We start from the raw sequence: 16,110 nt of genomic DNA on the forward strand, positions 1-16,110 counted from the left end.
TCTGTTAAGCTGTCCTGGCAATGCAGCCCGCCGGTCCCGCAACGACCTCCAAGCTCGATCTAACCGACGTCACGATCTGCGCCATCGATTCCGTCAACGTCGCGGCCACCGCGGCCGCGCTCGACCGGTCGATCAGATCGTGTGCTTTCGGCGATGCCATCCTGTTCTCGCATGAACAGTTGGAGGGACCGTTCCGATGCGTCAGGATTGATCCGGTTGGCTCGACGGCCGCGTATTCGGAATTCCTCTACAAGCACATGCCGCGCCTGATCGAGACGCCGTTCGTGCTGGTCGTGCAGTGGGACGGCTACGTGGTCGATCCAGCCGCGTGGAAACAGGACTTCCGCCGCTACGATTATATCGGTGCGCCCTGGCCCTTCGTCAGCGACGGCTTCTCGGTCGGCAATGGCGGCTTCTCGTTGCAGTCGCAAAAACTCCTGCGAGCGATGCTGGACGACAGGTTCCTGCTGCGTTTGGACGTGAATTCCGACTGGCAGGTCTGTCGCGCGTTTCGCTCGCAGCTCGAAAGCGAATTCGGGCTGCGTTTTGCCCCGCAAGCCGTCGCGGAGACGTTCTCCTACGAGACTTTGTCCGTTCAGGAATTCACCGGTGCGCGGCCGCCGACTTTTGGCTTCCACGGCATCGGCAACATGTGGCGCTATGTCGATGACGCCGAGATGATCGCAATGACGCGTCGACTATCGCCCCATGTGTTTGCTTCGCCCCAATATGCCAACCTGCTGGTGACGTACTTCCTGCTCGGCAGGTACAAGACCTTCGCTGCGCTTTATGCGAGGCTCAAGGCCCATCGCGCCGTTGACACTGCCGCGCTGATCCGGAAAGTGGTCGGCGAAGCCAACCATGATGTTGCCGCGCTGTTCGCCGGCCTCGGCGACCGGCTGATCGCGCGACAGGAACGCGCCTGGATGCTCGCCTGGGACCTCAGGCGCGCCAGGCGCGGCGCACTGGATCGCCTGGCCGGCGTTGGCGCATCAGCTTAGGCGATTGCTACCAGGCATAGTGCATCACGGCCCGGCCGGTATAGGACCGCACGGCTTGCGAGAACTCGCCGTCCGCGGTTGCCGCCGCGCTCCAGCCATTTTGCAGCTTCAGCTCGAGCGCGGCACCGACCAGCGCGGAGTCCGTCGCGAGGGCCGCTCCGCTCGCAACGAAGCCAAGGCCGGGCAGGGCCTGGAAAGCCGCGGGAACGGCGCGCGCGGCGCTGAAATCGTGCGCCCAGGCCAACCGGCCGCGCAAGTTCAGCGTCCCGCTCTGAAGCGCGAATGATCCGTTCGTGCGCAGGCCGAGCTCGCTGCGGCTGTCGGTGACGTGGTCCGCGCCGAAGGCGGCTGCGAACGCGTTGGCCGCAAACGACGGCTGCCCCGCATTCGCAGGCAGGCTGAAGGTGGTGGATTGGCCCGCCGCATAGGCCGTGATGCCGAGCCACGGCGTCGTGACATGGTAGCCGCCCTCGACGCGGCCCGAATAGGCGTTGGCGTCGGCCGCGGCGTTCAGCGCGGCGGCTCCCATCCGGTCGCTGCTGATCGCCTGCCAGCCATAAGCCAAGGCTCCAACAACGTAGGCTTGGCCGGCCGTATGCCGGACGAACGCGCCGCTTTGGAACAGATCGGACCGGCCGCTGGAAAAGTTGCCGGTGAAGTTGGTGCCGCCGCCGGCCATGGCAAAACCCATCGTGGTTTGCGAGGAGAGGGCATAGTCCGCCCCGACCACGGTCCCAAAGTTCCGGCTTGCCGAGCCCGTGTTGCTGACGGAAGTTCGCGAGCCGCCGAATGCGGAGGCCCAAACGTTCCATTGCGCGGCGACCGAAGGGGCAGGCGAGGCGTCGAACCTGCGGCCATCGACAGCGGGATCGAGCAGGGTCTGCGTGAACTGCGTCATGGCAAGGAAGGTGGCTTGCGCCGTCTCGGCCTGCGACAGCGCGACAGGGCCGCCGGGCGGCGCCGTGCCGATGTTCACGGCTACGGCGGCCGGCGCCGGTGTCGCGGCCGCAGCAGTTGGGGCAGTCGTGACATTCATCTGGCCAGTCGTGGCCGTGTCAGAGGGCGTCGAACCGTTGGCGTTCGTGGCTGCCGGGCTGGTGCCGGACGTGGTTGGCTGCACCGCGCCGGCGGCATTGCCGTTGGACTGACCGGCCGGATCGGAATTCTGCGCGAGCGGCGGACGGATCTGCGCAGCCGTCACCGCCTGCGCGTTGGCGATTGCGGGCAGCCCACCGACCAGCAATGGCAGCAGCGCCAGGCGCGCCCACGCGCCTGCGCTCAAGACACACACCGCATGAAGCGCCCCAACAGCGCCGGTCGCCTGGGTCGCGCGCTGCACAGCGCGTCATCCAGAATCGGCGAATCCGGCCTGGAGCGACGGTAGGCCTGCCGCCGTCTTTTTCAAATCCTTTCCGGGCATTTCTGATCCCGGCTTCGATACGGATTGACACATGGCGCACCGCGCAGCCGCGAATCGTCCGCGGCCGTTTCCGCTCAGGCCGAAATCGCCTTCGCCGATTCCACCTGGTTGCGCAGCAAGAATTTCTGGATCTTTCCGGTCGACGTCTTAGGGATCGGTCCGAACACGACGGCCTTCGGCGTCTTGAAGCCGGACATATGGCTGCGGCAGAAGGCGATGATCTCGGCATCCGTCGCGCTCGCGCCGTCCTTCAGCTCCACGAAGGCGCAGGGCACCTCGCCCCATTTCGGATCGGGCTTTGCAACCACGGCTGCGAACAGCACGGCCGGGTGTTTGTAGAGGATGTCCTCGACCTCGACGGAGGAGATGTTCTCGCCGCCGGAGATGATGATGTCCTTGGAGCGGTCCTTGATGATGACATAGCCATGCTCGTCGAGCACGCCGAGATCGCCGGTGTGAAACCAGCCGCCTTCAAAGGTTTCCTTGGTGGCCTTGTCGTTCTTCAGATAGCCCTTCATCACGATGTTGCCGCGGAACATGACCTCGCCGATGGTCTCGCCGTCGCGCGGCACTTCCTGCATGGTCTGCGGATTGAGGACGGTGACGGCTTCTTCCAGAGGGTAGGGCACGCCCTGCCGGCGTTTCATCTGGGCGCGCTGATCGGCGGGCAATTCATCCCAACCCGGCTGCTCGGCGCAGACGGAGGCGGGACCATAGACTTCGGTCAGGCCATAGACGTGGGTCAGCTTGATGCCGATGCTCTCGGCGCCTTCGAGCACGGCAACCGGCGGCGCGGCACCCGCGATCAGGCCGACCACGCGGCGCGCCGCGCTGCCTTTCGGTGCGTCGGGCGCGTTGATCAGCGTGTTGTAGACGATCGGCGCGCCGCACATGTGGGTGACGCCGTGTTGCCTGATCAGCTCAAAAATCCTGGTCGGCTCGACCTTGCGCAGGCAGACATTGATGCCGGCGGACGCCGCGATGGTCCAGGGAAAGCACCAGCCGTTGCAGTGGAACATCGGCAGCGTCCAGAGATAGACCGGATGCTGGCCGAGATTGCCGGCGAGGATGTTGCTGACGGCATTGAGATAGGCGCCGCGATGATGCGTGACGACGCCCTTGGGATTGCCCGTCGTGCCCGAGGTGTAGCTCAGCGCGATCGCGTCCCATTCGTCTCTAAGGGGGACGGCGTTGAAGCCCGGATCACCTTGCGCGACCGCCGCCTCATATTCGATCTCGCCGATGCGGCTGCCGCCCTTGAAGGACGCGTCGTCGACATCGATCACGAAGGGTTTTGGACCCGTCATCTGGGCCAGTGTATCCGCGATGACGCCTGCAAACTCAGGATCGACCAAAATGATCTTTGCGCCACCATGGTCGAGCTGGAACGCGATCGAAGGCGCATCGAGGCGGATGTTGAGCGCGTTGAGCACCGCGCCCGCCATCGGCACGGCAAAATGCGCCTCGTTCATCGCCGGAATGTTCGGCAACATCGCCGCGACGGTGTCGCCGACGCCGATGCCCTTGCCTGCGAGATATGAGGCAAAGCGCCGGCAGCGCTCATAGGTCTGGCGCCAGGTGTAGCTGCGGCCCTCATAGACAGTGCTGACGTGGTCGGGATAGACGGCGGCGCTGCGCGCGAGGAAGGAGAGCGGCGTCAGTGGCACGTAGTTGGCGGGCGTCTTGTCCAGGCCGATATTGTACTGGTTCTGCCTTTCGCTCATCGACACCCTCCCTCAAATCTTCAAAGGAACCCGATCGAGATCCACGGAAATATCGCGACGATGATCAAGCCTGCGAGCAACGCCAGCAGATAGCCCCAGATTGGCCGGATACCTTCAGCCGGGTCAACGCGCCCGATGGCGCAGGCGGCATAATAGCCCACGCCGAAGGGCGGCGCGAATAGCCCGATCCCCATCGCCAGGATGATGACCATGGCGTAGTGAACCTCGTGCACGCCGACGGCGCGCGCGATCGGAAACAGCAGCGGCCCGAACAGCACGATCGCCGGAATGCCCTCCAGCACGCTGCCGAGGATGGTGAAGGCGACGATCGAGACCGCAATGAAAGAGGCCGAGCCGCCCGGCAGTCCCGTCATCGCGGCCGCCAGCGAGCGCGAGAAACCGGATTGCGTCAGGCCCCAGGCCATCCCGGTGGCCGTGCCGATGATCAGCAGAATAGCGCCCGAAAGCGCTGCGGTCTCCACCAGCATCGGAAACAGCCGCCGCCAGTCGAAGCGGCGGTAGATCAGGAGCCCGACGAGGGCGCCATAGACGATGCCGATGGTGGACACTTCCGTCGCGGTGGCGATGCCCTCCACGACCGCGTAGCGGATCACGAACGGCAGCGCGAGCGCGGGCAGGGCGATGACAAAGGTCTTGCCGATCTCGCCGGCGCTGGCGCGGCGGACATGGCTCATGTCCTCGTGGCGGTAGCGCCACCACACCAGCATGCAGAGCGTGATCGCCAGCACCACGCCGGGCAACAGGCCGCCGGTGAACAAAGCGGCGATCGAGACGCCGGTCACCGAGCCGATGGTGATCAGCACCAGGCTCGGCGGAATGGTTTCGGTTTGGGCACCAGTCGCCGCAAGAAGCGCGACGAGATCGCCGGGGCGGGCGCCGCGCTGCTTCATCTCGGGAAACAGCACCGGTGCCACCGCCGCCATGTCGGCCGCCTTGGCGCCGGAGATGCCGGAGACGAGATACATGGCGCCGACAAGCACATAGTGCAGGCCGCCACGGACATGGCCGAGCAGGCTCGCGAGAAACGCCACCATGGCCCGCGCCATGCCGGTCATCTCGATCAAGAGCCCGAGGAACACGAACAGCGGCACCGAGAGCAGGATGAGGTGGCTCATGCCCTCGTCCATCCGCCCGACCAGCACCATGACCGGCGTATGGGTGGTCAGCGCCAGATAGCCGAAGATCGCCAGCCCGAACCCGAACGCAATGGGAACGCCGGCGAACACGCAGAAGCCGGCGACGCCGACGAAGAAGATGACGAGGTTGAGATTGCCGAGCGGACGCAGATAAGGCTGCGCCAGCCAGAACAAACCGATGACGGCGGCCACCGAAACCACGGCAATCAGCGCCAGCCGGTAATCGCCCGAGCGCAACAGCCTGAGGAATGCAAATAGCGCCATCAGGCAGATGCCGACCGGCAGCGCCGCGGCGCGCCAGATGTTCGATATCTGCAGCGCCGGGGTCGTGATGTAGCTTTCCTCGTAGGCGTATTCGTAGGACGGCCAGACGATCAGCGCCAGGAACGCCAGCGCGGCGCAGGTCGCAATCAGATCGAGATAGGCCCGCATCGCAGGCTTTGCGCTCGCGACGATAGCGGTCATGCGCATGTGCTCGGAGCGGCGGAAAGCCACGGCCGCGCCCAGCATCGCCAGCCACAGGAACAGGATGGAAGCGAGCTCGTCCGACCAGATCAGCGGCCGATGCAGGCCATAGCGCGCGACCACGCCGGCAAACAGGATGACGATCTCGGCGACCACCAAAATGGCCGCCGGGATTTCGACGATGAGACCAAAAATCCGTTCCAGCGACGCCAGCAACGAAGGTCGGCGAGGGGACTGAACAGTCGCCTCGCCCGCCACTTCGGTTACCTGCACCTCGATATGAGCCATGACGGCCCCAACGCGCTACGACAGCTTGCCGACGGCCTTTTCCAGGAGGTCCCAGGCCTGATCGCCGTACTTGCCCTTCCACTCGGCGTAGAAGCCGGCCGTGCGCAGCTTGTCGCGGAACGGCCCGGTGTTGGGCTGGTTGAAGGTCAGGCCCTTGCCGGCCAGCTCCTGCTGCAGATTGGCATTCAGCTTGGCGGTGTCGGCGCGTTCGTTAACGGCGGCGGCGTTGATGTGCTTGGCGACGACCTTGCGGACGTCCTCGGGCAATTTTTCCCACGCGCGGCGGTTCGCCAGGAACCAGAAACCGTCCCACATGTGGTTGGTCAGCGAGCAGTACTTTTGCACCTCATAGAGCTTCGCGGTCGAGATGATCGCCAGCGGGTTTTCCTGGCCTTCGACGATCTTGGTCTGGAGCGCGGAATAGACCTCGCTGAAATTGATCGAGGCGGGCGCTGCATCGAACGCCTTGAACATCGAGGTCCACAGCGGCGACACCGGCACGCGGATCTTGAAGCCCTTCAGGTCCTCGGGGCCGTTGATCGGCTTGCTCGAGGATGTGGTCTGGCGAAAGCCGTTGTCCCAGATCTTGTCCATGACCTCGAGGCCGGCCTTCTTGATCTCGCCGCGCACGTAGGCGCCGAGGTCGCCGTCCATAGCCTTCCAGACCGTGTCGTAGTCCGGGAATGCGAAGCCGATGCCGTTGATCGACGCGGCCGGCACCAGGGTCGCCAGGATCAGGCCTGAGAGCGTGAAAAACTCGACGCCGCCGGAGCGGATCTGGCTCAGCATGTCGGTGTCGGAGCCGAGCTGGTTGTTCGGGAAGATCTGAAGGTCGAACTTGCCGTTGGTCTCGCTCTTGATCGCCGCCGCCATCTCCTTGGCGCGGACGTTCAGCGGATGGGTGTCGGGCAGGTTGTTGGCATATTTGTAGGTGAACTCGGCGCTCTGGGCGCGGGCGACGTGAGGCGCGCCCAGACCGCCCAGAACGGCTGATGCCGCAGAGGCCTTCAGAAGCGTACGACGGGAAAAGCTCATTGGGGTTTGCTCCCTCTAAGGATTGTTGTTCTTGTGAGATGCAAACCTATCCGAACGTCAGGTCATCTGCGATCTCGCGAAGCCACGCTTATTGCAGCCGAACCGGGCTGCCGCAATATCGGCTTTCGCGGGGATACGGTGAGAGATCGGGGCTCACACCAAAGCTCGAAACAACCCCATGCACAGTAGCCGTCAACGGCCGGGACGAAGCTCGATGGCCGTGGCAAATCCAAGCCCGGAGCGAAGGCACTGTGGCAGGAGTTTCGTCTAAATATTTGATCCAATTCGACATATAAATATTCCATAATATACCTTATGCGAATTCGCTATATGGGTTTGGGCAAAGCCGGGCCACGCGCAGCGACCGTCCTGATCTCCGCCAATTTGCCCCCAGCCGCCCGGCTCTCGCACCTCCGTCTCAGCGCCGATCCAGCTCTCTGAGGTAGGCGCAGAACATGTCGGCCATGGCGTCGGCGTAGGCCTTGATCTCTGCCGGCGTGCGCGGGGATTCGGAGAAGCCTTTGCCGACTTCGGCGAGGGTCGTCTTGATGAGGTCAGCCGCGAGCGCGCGGGTCGCCGCCGGGGTCTTGGGCAGCGCGTCCTGCATGAAGGCGTGGACGATCCGGTCCCCTGACGCCCTGGCCTGCCGGGCCTCGGGCGCGTCGCGATAAAGCGGCGCCGCGTCGTCGAGCGCCACGCGCATGGAGGCCTCATCGCATTCCGACCGGATGAAGGCATGGACCAGGGTTCTGAGCCGCTCCAGCGGCGGCTGGCTGATATTCTCGAGGATGCCGCGGAGCATCTCCGTCGTCTGGCGCCATTCGTCGCTCTGGAGGCGGAACAGGATCGCCGCCTTGTTGGGAAAGTACTGGTACAGCGATCCGACGCTGACGCCGGCCTTCTCAGCCACCCGGGCCGTCGTGAAGCGCTGCGCGCCTTCCTTGGCCAAAACCTGAATAGCGGCTTCCAGGATGGTGGCAACCAGCTCGGTCGAGCGGGCCTGCTTTGGTTGTTTTCGCGAAGATATCTGGGCTTTTCGGCGCGGCGGCATGGGCGGTCCGGAATGCGATTAGCGAATGCGACGAATTATTCGTATTTCTGGGGCAGGCGCAAGGACGCGCTTTTCACAGACTGGAGACTTGCAATGACCACCCTCACCGGCGCCCGGTTGGCGCCCCTGCTCGACCGCCTGTTCACTGACGCCGCCGCATCGTCGGACGAACTGAATAACCTGCTGGCCGACGTGCCTGACGACGAGCAGGTGCGGCTGATGCGGAGCAAGACCGACTACATCGACCTCTACGGTCGCCTGAAGGCGTTTCCGCTGCCGGTATCGCGCGAGACCGGCGCGCTTCTGTACATGCTGGCGCGAAGCTCCGGCGCGCGGTCGATCGTCGAGTTCGGAACCTCGTTCGGGATCTCGACGCTGCACCTTGCGGGGGCGTTGCGCGACAATGGCGGCGGACGGCTGATTGGCAGCGAGTTCGAGCCGTCCAAGGTCGCGCGGGCGCGCGCGAACCTGGAGGCCGGCGGGCTCAGCGATCTCGTGGAGATCCGCGAAGGCGACGCGCTGACGACGCTGCGCACTGACCTGCCCGGGACGATCGACCTCGTCCTCCTGGACGGCGCCAAGGCGCTCTATCCGGACGTTCTGCGGCTGGTGGAGAGCCGTCTCAGACCGGGCGCGCTCGTCGTCGCCGACAATGCCGATGACAGTCCCGAGTACCTCGCCTATGTCCGCTCGGCCGCGAACGGCTACATGTCCGTACCGTTTGCCGAAGACGTCGAATTGTCGATGCGGACGTGCTGATGGCTCAGCGCAGCGCCCTGCCCTGATTTGCGTATTCAGCGCTCCCCGGAGGTTGGTGCGGCGAGCGCGGCCTTGCGATCATGGATCAGGTTCTCCAGGCGATGGGCGGCAACGTTCAGTGTGGCCGCGTCGAGCGTGGATTCATCTTCGTCCGCTCGGGCACGCTGCGCGGACAAGACTTCGTCGATCTGATCAGCGATCTGCAGCAATTCCGCTTCATTTTCCGCGTGCCGTATTCTTCGTCCTAGCGCATAGAGTGAATCCAGCGCCGGTTCCCTTGGCTTCAATTCGCCAGTTCGCAGAAACTTCCAGGCCGCCGCAAGGACTGTGGCAAGGGCGCCAAGCGCCATTGGCGCCAGAAAAATGGCGTTACTCCATTTGTCCAGGAAGGATACTTGGCTGCCGTTGTAGAACTCCGCGGCGCCCGGATGCACCGGGAGATAGGCGCCGGCGTCGGTATCGGGCGCCTTGAACTGCGCCAGCACCGGAAACTCGGCGAGGACGTCCCTGCGCGCGCTCGTAATGGCTTGCGTGAAGCCGGCGATCATATCGTTGTCCAGGCTCTTCATGCCGACGATGTAGAAGGAAACCTTTAGCGTGGTGACGTCATCCGCGGGAACGGGAGGCGATCCGCGCAGCGTTCCCTTCGGAATGTCGAAGCTCTCGTAGGCCCGCTCCGTCTCGGCAATGGCGCCGGCGTTCTCGATCGGAATCAGCACCGGCGCGCTCTTTGGATTCTGCGGGAATAGACCTCGCACCAGCGACACGTATTTTTCGCTCAAGGGCACCACGAAGAGGACGGCGCGGATCTCCTTGGCGTCGAGCGCGCGGCGGACCTGGTCGAGGGCAATACTCTTGAAAGCAGTGTTGGCGCGGTTAAGGTCATATGCCTTGGTCAATGCGCTGACGATCTTCTGATTGGTCTCGCCTGCGACCACGCCCACCGTCGTGCGCTTCAAGCCCGCCAGGTCCGTGATTGCCGATCCCGGTGGTGCAACCAGCAGCGCGACGGCCTCAGTCAGCACGACGATGGCTTGCGCCTGGGAAAGGTCGCCGACATCTCCGCGGACGACAGCAAGGTCCGTTTTGCCGGAGGAGAACGCTTCTGCTGATTCAATTGCGCCTGACGTTTCCACCACCTTCAGCCGGACCGGGGCGTTGCTGACGACGAGCCTGCTCGCGAGTGCCGATACGATTCTGGGAGCGTCGCCATCCAGCGATCCGACCGCGATCGACAGCGTCACAGGCCGGACGTACCAGCTGTACGCGAACAGGCTTGCGCCTCCGGCCAGCATTGCCAATGTCAGTACGACGATGATGCGAAGCCAGCTCGGCAGCCTGGCGCTATCAATGCGAAGTCTCGACAGGTCATCCATGGCGCCTGTTGCCTTTCGCCGAACGGGAGACCTATGCAGTTTCCCGTGCCGATTGCTCGCATCCTTCAGTCCGCGGGGCCCTTGATCCAGATCAACGCGCGCATGTCCCAAGATAACCACGTCACCGTTGCGGGCAGCAGCAACGGCCGGACCTACGGCCAGTCGGCGAAGTTGAGCATCGGTCGCGACCGCCCGCTCCTTTCCCGTGCGGCGACGCGCTTGCGCCAGGCGCCCGGCGCCTCGCCGGTGTGCTTGCGGAAGAAGCGGCTGAAATAGGCGGTGTCCTTGAAGCCGAGCGCGAAGGCAATCTGCTTCACCGTTGCCGTGCCCGCCTCCAGCCGCGTCGCGGCCTCCTTGACCACGCGCTGCTGGATCAGCGCGATCGGCGAGCGCTTCAGCTCGCGGCTGCACAGCGCATGCAGGCGGTCCGGCGTCATCCCAAGCAGGCCGGCGTAGTCGGCCACCCGCAATTGCTGGTGATAGCGCTCCTCGAGCAGGCGCCGGAAGCGGCTGAGGATCTCGGCGCTGCTGCCCTCCTCCTCCGGCTCGCTGTCGGCGGCGAACAGACGCCAGAAGCGCAGCACGCAGAGCGTCAACTCGGCCGACATGATCGAGGCCGCGCCGTTGCGCGCCGGCGCCGCGATCTCGCTGGCAATGGCCGCAATCGAACGCGACACCGCGGTGACGAGGTCGGGCTCGACCGGGAGCGCGAGGATGCCGCGCGCGCCGTCGAGGGCCAGATAGGCCGGCTCGGCCGAAGGCGGTAGATAGCGATGCCACGCGCCCGGCCGCAGGCGGAGCAGCGCGGCTGGCGAACCCGCCGCCAGGTCCAGATGCGCGGCACATTCCGGCGGTAGCCAGACGAGCGCTGGACCCGACAGGGCGACGGTCTCGCCCTCGCCCGAGACCTCTGCGGCGCCGCCACGATGCAGGCAGAGCAGGTGGATGAAGGGACGCGCCGCCTTTGAAGCCAGCGACCAGCGTCGCGCCTCGTAGTGTGATGTGATGATTTCGGCACCAATCGCGGCGGGCCCGCCGGTCGGGGCCATAACCGGGATCCGGCCCGCCCCCGCGACCCCTCGACGCACTCGGCCCGGTTCGCCGGAATCGTCCAACCAATCGCCAGAATTGTCCATTGCGCGAGCAAAGCCGAGGGTGCTTGCTGGGTCAAGTCCCGACCGCGGCAGTGCGTGAAGCTGCTCAAAGAAGCCGGGACCGGACAGGAAACGGCCTGCGTTCAATTCGGAGGGAGGATCGACATGATTTCGGCGAACCGTCGAACGTTGCTGCGCATCACGAGTCTTGCGGCTGCAGCCGCTGCACTCGGGAGCTTCACATCCGCGGCCGAGGCACAGGAGAAGATCCGCATCGGCTACTCGATTTCGAAGACCGGCCCCTATGCCGGCGGCGCCAGCATCACCACGCTGCCCAATTACGAATTGTGGGTGAAGGACGTGAATGCGGCTGGCGGCATCAAGGTCGGCGACAAGAAGCTGCCCATCGAGGTCGTCGAATATGACGACCGCAGCAGCTCCGAAGAGGCGGTGAAGGCGATCGAGCGCCTCGCCAACCAGGACAAGGTCGATTTCATCCTCTCGCCCTGGAGCACCGGTCTCAACCTGGCCGTCGGCCCGACCCTGAACCGGCTCGGCTACCCTCACCTCGCCGTCACCTCCGTCACCGACAAGGCGCCGGAGCTGGCAAAACGCTGGTCGAACGCGACGTTCTGGCTCGGCACGTCAGCGCAGATCTCTGAAGGGCTCGCTGAGCTCTTGGGCAAGCTCAAGAGCGAGGGCAAGATCGGCTCCAACATCGCCATGGTGAGCGTTGCCGACCAGTTCGGCATCGAGTTGTCGGCTGCCGGCCGCGAGGCCTTCAAGAAGGCGGGCTTCACGCTCGCCTATGACAAGACCTATCCGATGGGGTCGCAGGACCTGCAGCCGCTGCTGAAGGACGCGATCGCCGCGAATCCGGATGCGTTCATCGCCTTCAGCTATCCGCCTGACACGATTGCGCTCACCGAGCAGGCACAGCTCCTCAAGTTCAATCCGAAGGTCTTCTATGTCGGCGTCGGCACTGCGTTTCCGCTCTACAAGGGCAAGTTCGCCGCCAACAGCGACGGCGTGATGGGGATCGGCGGCTGGAACGCGGACTCAGCCCAGCTGAAGGACTATCTCGCGCGCCACAAGGCGGCGACCGGCAAGGAGCCGGATCGCTGGGCGAGCTCGATCACCTATGCGAGCCTCCAGGTGCTCCAGCAGGCGATCGAGAAGGTCGGCAAGCTCGACCGCGCGGCGGTGGCGGCAGAAATCCGCTCCGGCACGTTCGACACCGTCATCGGCAAGGTGAAGCTGAAGGACGGGCTGCTCCAGGAAGTCTGGAGCGTCGGCCAGTGGCAGAACGGCGAGTTCTATGCGCTTGCGCCGACGTCGCTGCCGGGGGCGCGCGCGCCCGTCGTGCCGAAGCCGCAGTGGCAGTGACGGCCTAAGCCGGCGCGCAAGCTCGTTCTCGTGAACGGCTGCGCGCCGTCTGGTCAGTGGGACATCGCCTGATGCTGCTGCTCGATATTGTCCTGCCGGGCCTCGTGCTGGGGGGCATGTATGCCCTGATCGCCCTTGGGCTGACGCTGCAATACGGCGTCGCGCGGATCATGAACCTGTCCTATGGCGAGTCCCTCGTTGCGGCTGCCTTTGGCGCGTTGTCGCTCTACACCGGGCTCGGCTTGAGCCCGCTGATGGCGTTGTTGCTCGCCGTACCCGGGGCGATCCTGATCAACTGGCTGCTCTACCGCTTCCTGCTCGAGCGGCTGATGCGGCGCGGCAAGGATCGGGGCGCGCAGGAGATCGACAGCATCCTCGTCACCTTCGGTGTGCTGTTCGTGATCCAGGGGATTATGCTGATCGCCTTCGGTGGCCAGTATTACAGCTACTCCTATCTCTCCGTTCCCGTCGTGGTGCTGGGCTCGACGCTGGCCGTCAATCGGTTGGTTGCGCTGCTGTTCGCGGCCGAAATCGGCATCGCCGTCTATCTGGCGCTGACGCGCACCCGCGTCGGCACCGCCGTCCGCGCCATCGCGGTCGATGCCAATGCCGCGCGTCTGGTCGGCATCGACGTTGCGGCGATGTCAGGCCTGACCTTTGCCTTTGGCGGCGGCCTCGTGGCCATCGGCGGCGTGCTCATCAGCATGTTCCTCACCTTCAACGCCTCGATGGGCGTGATCTTCACCATGAAGGCGCTCGTGGTCGTGATCATGGGCGGGGTCGGCAACGTCCTGGGCGCACTCGTCGCTGGCTTGTTACTCGGCGTGGTCGAGACCGCGGTCGCGCGGCTCGTCGATCCCGGCCTGACGCTGGCGGCCACCTACGCGCTGTTCCTGGGCGTGCTGCTCATCAGGCCGACCGGCCTGTTCGGAAGGGCCGCCTCGTGATGTCGGGTGCGACCAGGACGGCTTTATGGTGCGCGGGGCTGCTGCTCGCCGCGGTCGTCGTCGCCTACCCCTATTACGCCAACGGCTATTATCTCGCGCTCGGCATCAGCATCCTCTACTTCACGATCCTGGCTACGGCCTGGGCGATGTTCTCCGGTCCGACCCGCTACATCTCGCTTGCGACCGTCGCCTTCTTCGGCATCGGCGCCTACACCGCAGCGGCGTTCGGCGAGACCTGGCCCTGGCCCGCCGTGCTGCTCGCAGCCGCCGCCATCGGCGCAGTCGTTGCCGCAATCACCGGCCTGTCGACGCTGCGGCTATCAGGCATCTACTTCGTGATCTTTTCCTTTGGCCTTGCCGAACTGATCCGCCAGCTCGTGATCTGGTACGAGGTCAACATCCACAAATCGGTCGGCCGCTACCTCTTCAGCGCGGTGACGCAGGACGTTCTCTACTGGCAGCTCCTCGGCCTGACCGCCCTGCTGTTCCTGACCGGTTTCCTGCTCGGCCGCTCGCGCTACGGCCTGGCGCTCCGCGCGATCGGCGCCGACGAGACCGCCGCCAGCCATTCCGGCATCGACGCGACGCGCGTCAAGCTCGCGGTGTTCGTCATCAGCGCCGTCTTCATGTCGGTGACGGGCGCGGTGATGGCGCCGCGCTGGACCTATATCGACCCGTCGATTGCGTTCAATCCGATGATCTCGTTCCAGGTCGTCATCATGGCGCTTTTGGGCGGCGCCGGCTCGCTGTTCGGCCCCGTGCTCGGCGTCGTCCCGCTGGTGCTTCTGTTCGAGGTCTTGACCGCGACGCTGCCGAACCATTTCAGCATCGTGCTCGGCGCCATCTTCGTGATCATCGTCATGCTGCTGCCGCGCGGCGTGATCGGGCTGATCGGACCGACGAGGCGCAAGGCTCCGGTCAGCGAAATCGCCACGAACGCGCCAGCGAGGGACCAGAGCGGACCGCTGCTGCGGGTCGACGACGTCGGCAAGTCGTTTGGCGGCCTGCGCGCGGTCGATCAGGTCAGCTTCGAGGTTACGCGCGGCCAGATCGTCGGGATCATCGGCCCGAACGGCTCCGGCAAGACGACGCTGCTCAACGTGCTCTCCGGCGCGCTGGTGCCGTCGTCGGGCAAGGTTCGGCTCGGCGGCACCATGATCGGCGGGCTCAAGCCGCATTTGATCGCGCGTCTCGGCATCGCCCGCACCTTCCAATTGGTGCGCGTGATGGCGGACCTGACGGTTGCGGAGAACGTCGCGGCTGCGGCGCTGTTCAGGGGCGCCGCCACCAGCGGCGGAGAGACGACCGGCGAGCTGCTCGACCTCGTCGGGCTCGGCAAGATGCAGGACACGCCGGCCGGAGACCTCACCTATATCGACCAGAAGCGCCTGGAGCTTGCGCGCGCGCTGGCGCTCAGCCCCCAACTCGTGCTGCTCGACGAATGGCTCGCCGGCCTCAACCCCAGCGAACTCGAAACCGGCATTGCCCTGATCGCAAAGCTGCGCGACCGCGGCGTGACCATCATCATGGTCGAGCACGTCATGGACGCGATCCGCGCGCTATGCGGGCATTGCATCGTGATGAATGCCGGCAGCGTGATCGCGCGCGGCGCGCCGGATGCGGTGCTGTCCGATCCCACCGTCATCACGGCCTATCTGGGAGAGGCCGATGCTTGAGATCGCCGCCCTCTCCCATTTCTACGGCAAGCACCAGGCGTTGGCCGATGTCGCGCTCGACATCAACAGAGGCGAGATCGTTGCAATCCTCGGCGCCAATGGCGCGGGCAAGTCCACATTGCTCAAGGCCATCGCCGGCCTCATCAGGCCCGCGCCGGGCGCGACGCTGCGGTTCGAGGGCGCAGATATCGCCGCGGTGCCGGCCCACATGATCGTCGAGCGCGGCATCGCGCTGGTGCCGGAGGGGCGCGGCATCTTTGGCGAGCTGACCGTCGCTGAAAATCTCCAGCTCGGGGCCTACCCTGCCCGTGCGCGCGCCGGCGAGGCGGAGCGTCTTGCAAAGGTGCTGGCCTTGTTTCCCCGCCTGACCGAACGGATGACGCAGGCGGTCAGAACCATGAGTGGCGGCGAGCAGCAGATGGTCGCGATCGGCCGCGCGCTGATGTCCAACCCCACGCTCCTGCTGCTCGACGAGCCCTCGCTCGGCCTCTCGCCCCTGCTCAGCCGCGAAGTGTTCCGGGCGCTGGCGCAGATCCGCGAGAGCGGCGTCAGCGTGCTGCTGGTCGAGCAGAACGCCCGCGCCAGCCTCGACATTGCCGACCGCGTCTACCTCATCGAATCCGGCCGGAACGCAGGCCTCGGCTCGGCCAGTGAGATGAAGAACAACCCCGATATCCAGCGCGCCTATCTCGGCAAGGCACGCGCGCCGTCCAGTCCATCGCAGCCATAAC

13 protein-coding genes are annotated in these 16,110 nt (G+C 65.2%); 6 read left to right on the forward strand and 7 right to left on the reverse strand.

The features are described 5' to 3' along the window. Window positions 1-20: 20 nt before the first annotated feature. Entirely contained in the window at window positions 21-1,001 is a 981-nt protein-coding gene (locus tag KUF59_RS22575; RefSeq protein WP_212461142.1) for a DUF5672 family protein, read from the forward strand. Between the two features lie 7 nt (window positions 1,002-1,008). Here the strand turns inward: KUF59_RS22575 and KUF59_RS22580 are convergent, their stop codons facing one another. From KUF59_RS22580 to KUF59_RS22600, 5 genes are all read right to left on the reverse strand, one after another. Next, on the reverse strand, window positions 1,009-2,340 hold the full coding sequence (locus KUF59_RS22580; protein ID WP_212461143.1) for an autotransporter outer membrane beta-barrel domain-containing protein: 1,332 nt from the start codon (window positions 2,338-2,340) through the stop codon (window positions 1,009-1,011). A 155-nt stretch (window positions 2,341-2,495) separates the two neighbouring features. After that, on the reverse strand, window positions 2,496-4,145 hold the full coding sequence (locus KUF59_RS22585) for an acyl-CoA synthetase (RefSeq protein WP_212461144.1): 1,650 nt from the start codon (window positions 4,143-4,145) through the stop codon (window positions 2,496-2,498). Between the two features lie 20 nt (window positions 4,146-4,165). Further along, window positions 4,166-6,055 (reverse strand): TRAP transporter large permease, encoded by a 1,890-nt coding sequence (locus KUF59_RS22590; RefSeq protein WP_212461145.1) that lies wholly within the window; start codon window positions 6,053-6,055, stop codon window positions 4,166-4,168. Window positions 6,056-6,070: 15 nt separating this feature from the next. Then, window positions 6,071-7,090, reverse strand: coding sequence for a TRAP transporter substrate-binding protein (locus tag KUF59_RS22595; RefSeq protein WP_212461146.1), 1,020 nt, complete (start codon window positions 7,088-7,090; stop codon window positions 6,071-6,073). A 418-nt stretch (window positions 7,091-7,508) separates the two neighbouring features. Continuing rightward, window positions 7,509-8,141: a TetR/AcrR family transcriptional regulator gene (locus KUF59_RS22600; protein WP_212461147.1), complete on the reverse strand. Its 633-nt coding sequence runs from the start codon at window positions 8,139-8,141 to the stop codon at window positions 7,509-7,511. Window positions 8,142-8,234: 93 nt separating this feature from the next. Between KUF59_RS22600 and KUF59_RS22605 the strand changes: the two genes are divergently transcribed. Continuing rightward, a complete protein-coding gene (locus tag KUF59_RS22605) occupies window positions 8,235-8,900 on the forward strand; it encodes an O-methyltransferase (protein WP_212461148.1) in 666 nt (221 codons plus the stop codon). A 35-nt stretch (window positions 8,901-8,935) separates the two neighbouring features. Here the strand turns inward: KUF59_RS22605 and KUF59_RS22610 are convergent, their stop codons facing one another. Both KUF59_RS22610 and KUF59_RS22615 read right to left on the reverse strand, forming a co-directional pair. Then, window positions 8,936-10,276 carry a TAXI family TRAP transporter solute-binding subunit gene (locus KUF59_RS22610; RefSeq protein WP_212461149.1) on the reverse strand — a complete coding sequence of 447 codons (1,341 nt, stop codon included), beginning with the start codon at window positions 10,274-10,276 and terminating at the stop codon, window positions 8,936-8,938. Window positions 10,277-10,428: 152 nt separating this feature from the next. Then, window positions 10,429-11,325, reverse strand: coding sequence for a helix-turn-helix domain-containing protein (locus tag KUF59_RS22615; protein ID WP_249140630.1), 897 nt, complete (start codon window positions 11,323-11,325; stop codon window positions 10,429-10,431). A gap of 210 nt (window positions 11,326-11,535) precedes the next feature. On the opposite strand from KUF59_RS22615, the gene KUF59_RS22620 reads away from it, so the two are divergent. The 4 genes from KUF59_RS22620 to KUF59_RS22635 all read left to right on the forward strand — a co-directional run bounded on the left by KUF59_RS22620 (window position 11,536) and on the right by KUF59_RS22635 (window position 16,109). Next, complete coding sequence (locus tag KUF59_RS22620) at window positions 11,536-12,756, forward strand: amino acid ABC transporter substrate-binding protein (protein WP_212461151.1); 1,221 nt, start codon at window positions 11,536-11,538, stop codon at window positions 12,754-12,756. Between the two features lie 71 nt (window positions 12,757-12,827). Then, window positions 12,828-13,703: a branched-chain amino acid ABC transporter permease gene (locus KUF59_RS22625; RefSeq protein ID WP_212461152.1), complete on the forward strand. Its 876-nt coding sequence runs from the start codon at window positions 12,828-12,830 to the stop codon at window positions 13,701-13,703. Next, entirely contained in the window at window positions 13,703-15,379 is a 1,677-nt protein-coding gene (locus tag KUF59_RS22630) for a branched-chain amino acid ABC transporter ATP-binding protein/permease (protein ID WP_212461238.1), read from the forward strand. The genes KUF59_RS22625 and KUF59_RS22630 overlap by 1 nt, the downstream gene beginning before the upstream one ends. Next, on the forward strand, window positions 15,372-16,109 hold the full coding sequence (locus tag KUF59_RS22635; protein WP_212461153.1) for an ABC transporter ATP-binding protein: 738 nt from the start codon (window positions 15,372-15,374) through the stop codon (window positions 16,107-16,109). The genes KUF59_RS22630 and KUF59_RS22635 overlap by 8 nt, the downstream gene beginning before the upstream one ends. The last annotated feature ends 1 nt before the right edge of the window (window position 16,110 follow it).

The sequence above is a fragment of the Bradyrhizobium arachidis genome, from assembly GCF_024758505.1.
GTDB classification, from domain to species: Bacteria; Pseudomonadota; Alphaproteobacteria; order Rhizobiales; family Xanthobacteraceae; genus Bradyrhizobium; species Bradyrhizobium manausense_C.